This window comes from Aquipuribacter hungaricus, from assembly GCF_037860755.1.
In the GTDB taxonomy this organism is placed as follows: Bacteria; Actinomycetota; Actinomycetes; order Actinomycetales; family JBBAYJ01; genus Aquipuribacter; species Aquipuribacter hungaricus.
Window position 1 is genome coordinate 1 of the sequence record NZ_JBBEOI010000206.1, and the last position, 6249, is coordinate 6249.

Sequence of the window (6249 nt, forward strand, 5' to 3'; positions counted from 1 at the left end):
CGCTGCCGGTCGGGCGGGCCGCGCGGGAGGCGCCGCCGGTGCGCGGCTGGGGCGCCCGGGCGGCGGTCCGCTGGACCGGTCGGGTGGGCCGGCCCTGGGGCGGGCGGGAGCTCGTCGTGGGTGCGCTCATGCGGACCTCCTCCGGACGGCGCGCAGCCTCACCGAGGCGGCGCGCGGGTTCTCGTCGATCTCCTCGGGCGTGGCCTTGACCGCGCCCCTGACCAGCAGCTCGTACGGGGCGGGCGCCGGCTCGACCGGCAGGCCGTGGGGGGCGTCGACCGTGGTGACGGCGGCGAAGGCCCGCTTCACGAGGCGGTCCTCCCCCGAGTGGTAGGACAGGACGACCATGACGCCGCCGGGTGCGAGCGCCTCCAGCCAGGCGGGCAGCGCCCGGGCGAGACCGGCGATCTCGTCGTTGACCTCGATCCGCAGCGCCTGGAACAGCCGCTTGGCGGGGTGCCCGCCGGTCCGCCGGGCGGCGGCGGGCACGGCGTCGTAGACGAGCTCGACGAGCCGCCCGCTCGTGGTGAAGGGCTCCACCGCACGGGCGGCGACGACGGCGCGGGCGATCCGGTCGGCGAACTTCTCGTCGCTGTGGGAGCGCATGAGCCGGACGAGCGCGCGCGGGTCGTAGGTGTTGAGGACGTCGGCGGCGGTCATGCCCTCGTCGCCCATCCGCATGTCCAGCGGGGTGTCGCGGGAGTAGGAGAACCCGCGCTCGTCGACGTCGAGCTGCATGGAGGAGACGCCCAGGTCCAGCAGGACGCCGTCCACCTGGTCCGTGCCCGCGGCCGCGAGGACGTCGTCGACGTCGTCGTGGACGGCGCCGACGGCCAGGAAGCGGTCCCCGTGCCCGGCGAGCCGCCGGCCGGCCTCGGCCAGGGCCACCGGGTCGCGGTCCACGCCGACGACGCGGGCGAGGGGGGCGCGCCGGAGCAAGGCGTCGGTGTGCCCGCCGAGGCCGAGGGTCCCGTCGACGGCGACCGCGCCCTCGTGCTGCAGGGCCGGCAGGAGCAGGTCGACGCAGCGGTCGAGCATGACCGGGACGTGGGAGGCGGACCCCGCGACCTCGTCGGGGCTCTCGGGGTCGTCGGTCATGCGGACCTCCGGGAGGCGGTGGGGGGCGGGTCCGGCCGGTCGGGTCCCCCGCCGCCGAGCCGCGGCCTGGCACCGGGGAAGGTGCGCCAGGACAGGCTCGGCGGCGGGAGACCCCACCGGTCGGCGGTGGCGGAGGGCGGTGCTCACAGCACGCCCGGGAGGATCTCGGTGGAGCGCTCGGAGAAGGCCTGCTCGCCGGTGGCCTGCAGGTCCTGCCAGGCCGCGGCGTCCCAGATCTCCAGGCGCCGGCCGACGCCGAGCACCGCGAGCTCCTTGCTGAGCCCGGCGTACTCGCGCAGCAGCGGGGCGACCGTGACGCGGCCCTGCTTGTCCGGCACCTCGTCCTGGGCGCCGGCCAGCAGCATCCGCGCGTAGTCCCGCGCGTCCTTGTTGGTCAGCGGCGCCCCGGCCAGCTCGTCGACGAGGGACTCGAACGCGGCCCGCGGGAACGCGAAGACGCACCGCTCCTGGCCCCGCGTCATGACGATCCCGCCGTCGAAGGCGGACCTCCACTTGGCGGGCAGGACGAGCCGGTTCTTGTCGTCCAGACGGGGGGAGAACGTCCCGAGGAACACGGGCCCCTCCCTCCGTCGGCTGCTGGTGGTCCACCGCGCTCCACGGTACTCCACTTCGCTCCACCCAGACGGACAATTCCTCCACCCGTCCGACCGCATGTCGCGTCGCCGCAGGTCAGACGGCCTCGACCTCCGTCCCGGTCGGTGCGGGACCCGCTGGACCTCGTACCCGGCCTCCTCGGGGCAGGTCGACGGGTCGGGCCGCTGACCTGCGCGTCTGCCGCCACGACCCCGCCGGCCTGCGCGTGGTGGGGGGCCGTGGGGTGCGGGGGTGGAGCGAGGTGGAGGACCGGGGACGCCGGTGGGGCGCGAGAGCGCCGTGCGACCATCTGCGGGCGGGCACTCCTCGACAGGCGGCCTGGTCAGAGACGACGGAGGGCTCGATGACGACGGTGCAGGGGCAGGCGCCCACGCTGGCCGAGGCGACGGCGACGGCGGCGGCCGTGCGCCACGCGGTCCAGCAGGTCGTGGTGGGCAAGGACGAGGTCGTCGACCTCGCGCTCGTGGCGCTGCTCGCCGAGGGGCACCTGCTCGTCGAGGACGTCCCCGGCGTCGGCAAGACGCTCCTGGCCAAGGCCCTGGCGCGCAGCATCGACTGCTCGGTCCGTCGGATCCAGTTCACCCCGGACCTGCTGCCGAGCGACGTCACCGGCGTGAGCATCTTCAACCAGGAGCGCGGCGACTTCGAGTTCCGCCCCGGCGCCGTGTTCGCCAACGTCGTCATCGGCGACGAGATCAACCGGGCCTCGCCCAAGACGCAGTCCGCCCTGCTCGAGGCCATGGAGGAGCAGCAGGTCACCGTCGACGGGCGCACCTACCCGCTGCCCCCGCCGTTCCTCGTCGTGGCGACGCAGAACCCGGTCGAGATGGACGGCACCTACCCGCTGCCCGAGGCGCAGCGCGACCGCTTCATGGTCCGGGTGGCGATGGGCTACCCCCGCCCGGAGGACGAGCTGCGCCTGCTCGGCACCCACGTCGGCACCGACCCCCTGCTCGCCATGTCCCCCGTCGCCGACGCCGAGGAGGTCCGGCGGGCCGTCGCGGCCGTCGCCGAGGTCCACGTCTCGGAGGCCCTGCGGCACTACGTGCTCGCCCTCACCCAGGCCACCCGCACCCACCCGGACCTCCGCCTGGGCGCCTCCCCCCGGGCGGGGCTGCAGCTGGTGCGGGCCGGGCGGGCGCTGGCGGCCCTGGTCGGGCGCGACCACGTGCTCCCCGACGACGTCGCCCACCTGGCCGTCCCGGTCCTCGCGCACCGGCTCCTGCCCAGCGCCCGCGGGCGGACCGCCCGCAAGGACCCGGCGACCGTGGTCCGCGAGATCGTCGCCGCCACCCCCGTCCCCGGCGCCCGGGGCTAGGCCGGCCGTGCGCCTGCCCGACGTGCGGGCGGCCTGGTCCGGGCTGACCTCGCGCGGGACGTCCTTCCTCACCGCCGGCGTCGTCGCGCTCGGCTGCGCCGTGGTGCTCGGGCAGGCTGACCTGGTGCGGGTCGCCGGGCTGCTCGCCCTGCTGCCGCTGGTCGTCGTCCTCGTCATGGCGTCGCAGACGCTCCACCTGGCCGTCACCCGGTCGACCGAGCCCCCGCGCGGGGCGGTCGGCGAGGAGGTCGAGGTCCGGGTCGAGGTTGTCAACCGCTCGGGCCGCCGCACCCCGGTCCTGCTGTTCGAGGACCAGCTGCCGCCGGGCCTGCAGGCCCGCACCCGGGTGGTGCTGCCGCCGCTGCGCCCCGCGGAGTCCGCCCGGCTCAGCTACCGGCTGCTGGCCGCCCGGCGAGGGCGCTACGCCGTCGGACCGTCCCGGCTGCTGAGCGTGGAGCCGTTCGGGCTGGTGGAGCGCACCTGGGAGGCGACCGTGCGCGACGAGCTGCTGGTGCGGCCCCGGGTCCACGCGCTGACCTCCGTGCTGCCCGTGCGGCGCACCGGCCGCGGCGGCGACTCCGACCTCGGCGGCGCCGGCGTGGTCGGCGACCCGGACATGAGCGTGCGCGAGCACCGGCAGGGCGACGACCTGCGCCGGGTGCACTGGCCGACGACCGCGCGCCGCGGGCAGCTCATGGTCCGCCCCGACCAGCACCCGCAGGACCACAACGCCGTCGTGCTGCTCGACTCCCGCGCCGACGGCCAGCGCGGCGAGGAGGACCGGTCCTCCCTCGAGCTGCTCGTCAGCGCCGCCGCGTCGGTCCTCGTCCACGCCGCCGACCTGGGCCAGCGGGTGGCGCTGCTCGGCGACGGGGAGGACCCGGCACCGGGCTCCCACGACACCGCCCACCGGGACGACGCTGCCGACGACCCGGTCGAGGAGGCGCTCGACCGGCTCGCCGTGGTCCGCCCGACCGGCCCCGGGACCCTGGCCGACGCCGTGGAGGCCGTGCCGCGCTGGAACCCGTCGATGCTCGTCGCGCTGCTCGGGGAGGTGGGCCCCGACGACGTCGAGGTGCTCGCCGGGACCGCCCGCGACGCCGTCCGCGCCGCGGTCGTCTGCCGCACCACGACGTGGGAGCGGCTGTCGCCCTCGCGCCACCGACTGCTCACCGACCGCCACGACGCGGCCGTCGCCCGGCTCCAGGACAGCGGCTGGCGGGTGGCGACCGTCGAGGCGGGCGGGTCGGTCGTGCAGGCCTGGGAGAGCCTCGAGCGGACGGGGGCGCTGGCATGACCCGGGACGTGCGCGCGGCGCTGCTCGCCTCGGTGGCGACCGTCATGACCATGCTCAGCCTGTCGCCGCTGCTCGCGGACCGGGACTGGCTGCAGCCGGTGGTGCTCGTCGTCGCGGCCGTCGGGCTGGCCGGCGCCGGGGTGGCCGCCGGGGGGCTCCCCCGCTGGCTCGGCGTGCCGGCCGGCGCGCTGGCGGCGCTCGTCATCGCCACCGCGCTGCTCGTGCCCTCCCAGGCGGCGCTCGGCGGGTTCGTCCCCACGCCGTCGAGCCTGCGGGCGCTGGAGATCCTCACGCGCAGCGGCGTCGTCACCGCGCAGGCCGTGCTGCCGCCGGCGCCGACCGACGCCGGCATCACCACGCTCGTCACCCTCGCCGCGGGGCTCGTCGCCGTGGTCACCGCGGCGGTCGCGGGCCCGCTGCGCCGTCCGGGGGCGGCCGGGCTGCCGCTCCTGCTCGTCGTCTGCGTCGCCACGGCGCTCGCACCGGACGGCGTGGGCCTGCTCGGCTTCCTCTCCGCGGGCCTGGGCTACCTCGGGCTCACCCTCGTGGACGCCGACGCCCGGGTCCGCGGCTGGGGGGCGGTGCTGGGCCGGCGCACCCGCGGCGGGCAGGACGCGTCGTCCGGGGTCGGCGAAGAGCTCGCCGTGGTGGCCGCGAGCACCGCCGCCGTGGCGCTGGCGGTCGGTGCCCTGCTGCCGCTCGTCGTGCCCGGCTCCGGCGGCGAGCGGCTGCAGGCCATGGTCACCGACCGGTTCGGCGGCGGGGGCGAGGAGGGGCTGACGTCGGTCAACCCGTTCCTCGACATCCGCGAGGACCTGCAGACCCAGGACGACACCGTCCTCATCAGCTACAGCACCACCGACGAGGACCCCGACCCGCTGCGGCTGGTCACGGCGGACACCTTCGACGGGGCCCTGTGGGAGTACTCGCAGGGCACCGTGCCCACCGGGGCCGACGTGTCCGAGGGCATGCCGGCACCGCCCGGGACCTCCCCGGCGGTCCTGTCGGCCGCGGAGGCCGTGAGCACCTCCGTCGCGGTGGGCCCCCTCGTCCAGGGCTACCTGCCGCTGCCCTACCCGGCCGCCACCGTCGACGTCGAGGGCCGCTGGGTCGTCGACCCGCGGACCCTGACCGTCGGGGCCACCGACGCCACGACCGAAGACCTCACCTACCAGGTGAGCTCCTACGACATCAGCCCCGACCCGTCCCAGCTGGCGCAGGGCCAGGGGGACGACATCGACCCGGTGTGGACCGAGCTGCCGGGGTCGATGTCGGAGGTGGTGCTCGACGAGGCGCGCCGGGTGGTCGAGGTCGCCGGCGCCGAGACCCGCTACGACCAGGCGCTGGCCCTGCAGCAGTGGTTCCGCAACACCGGCGGGTTCACGTACTCCCTCGACGCGCCGGACACCACCGACCGCGACGCCGTCGAGGCCTTCCTCGCCGACCGCCGGGGCTACTGCGTGCAGTTCGCCTCGACGATGGCGCTCATGGCCCGCTCGCTCGACATCCCCGCACGAGTGGCCATCGGCTTCCTGCCCGGCGAGGAGGTCGAGCCCGGTCGCTGGGAGATCCGCGCCGACGACGCCCATGCCTGGCCCGAGCTGTACTTCGAGGGCGTCGGCTGGGTCCGCTTCGAGCCGACCCCCGGCACCCGCACCGGCCAGCCGCCCGCCTGGGCCGTGCCGCAGTCCGACCCGGCGCCCGCGCAGCCGTCGACGGCACCGTCGCAGGCCGCCCCGCTGCCGCCGGAGGACCGCCCCCGCGACAGCGCGGCGGCCGGCGCCGGCGCTGAGGACAGCGTGTGGGAGCGCGTGGCCGCCGTGGGTGTCCCCGTGCTGCAGGTGCTCTTGGGCCTCGGGGTCGCCGCGCTGGCGCTGGCGCTGCCGCGGGCGTGGCGCTGGTGGCGCAGCCGGCGGCGCCT

At 76.8% G+C, this 6249-nt stretch carries 5 protein-coding genes; 3 read left to right on the forward strand and 2 right to left on the reverse strand.

Annotation, left to right across the window (positions count from 1 at the left end; all coding sequences use genetic code 11):
• Positions 1–126: 126 nt before the first annotated feature.
• The gene (rsmH, locus tag WCS02_RS16165; protein WP_340295098.1) at positions 127–1098 is read right to left on the reverse strand and encodes a 16S rRNA (cytosine(1402)-N(4))-methyltransferase RsmH; all 972 of its coding nucleotides are present in this window, start codon (positions 1096–1098) and stop codon (positions 127–129) included.
• A gap of 143 nt (positions 1099–1241) precedes the next feature.
• Positions 1242–1673, reverse strand: coding sequence for a division/cell wall cluster transcriptional repressor MraZ (gene mraZ, locus WCS02_RS16170; RefSeq protein ID WP_340295100.1), 432 nt, complete (start codon positions 1671–1673; stop codon positions 1242–1244).
• Between the two features lie 383 nt (positions 1674–2056).
• On the opposite strand from mraZ, the gene WCS02_RS16175 reads away from it, so the two are divergent.
• The 3 genes from WCS02_RS16175 to WCS02_RS16185 all read left to right on the forward strand — a co-directional run.
• Positions 2057–3031: an AAA family ATPase gene (locus tag WCS02_RS16175; protein ID WP_340295102.1), complete on the forward strand. Its 975-nt coding sequence runs from the start codon at positions 2057–2059 to the stop codon at positions 3029–3031.
• A gap of 7 nt (positions 3032–3038) precedes the next feature.
• On the forward strand, positions 3039–4328 hold the full coding sequence (locus WCS02_RS16180; protein WP_340295104.1) for a DUF58 domain-containing protein: 1290 nt from the start codon (positions 3039–3041) through the stop codon (positions 4326–4328).
• Positions 4325–6249: transglutaminase TgpA family protein (locus tag WCS02_RS16185; protein WP_340295106.1), on the forward strand; the 1925-nt coding region annotated here is incomplete at its 3' end. The genes WCS02_RS16180 and WCS02_RS16185, both read left to right, overlap by 4 nt.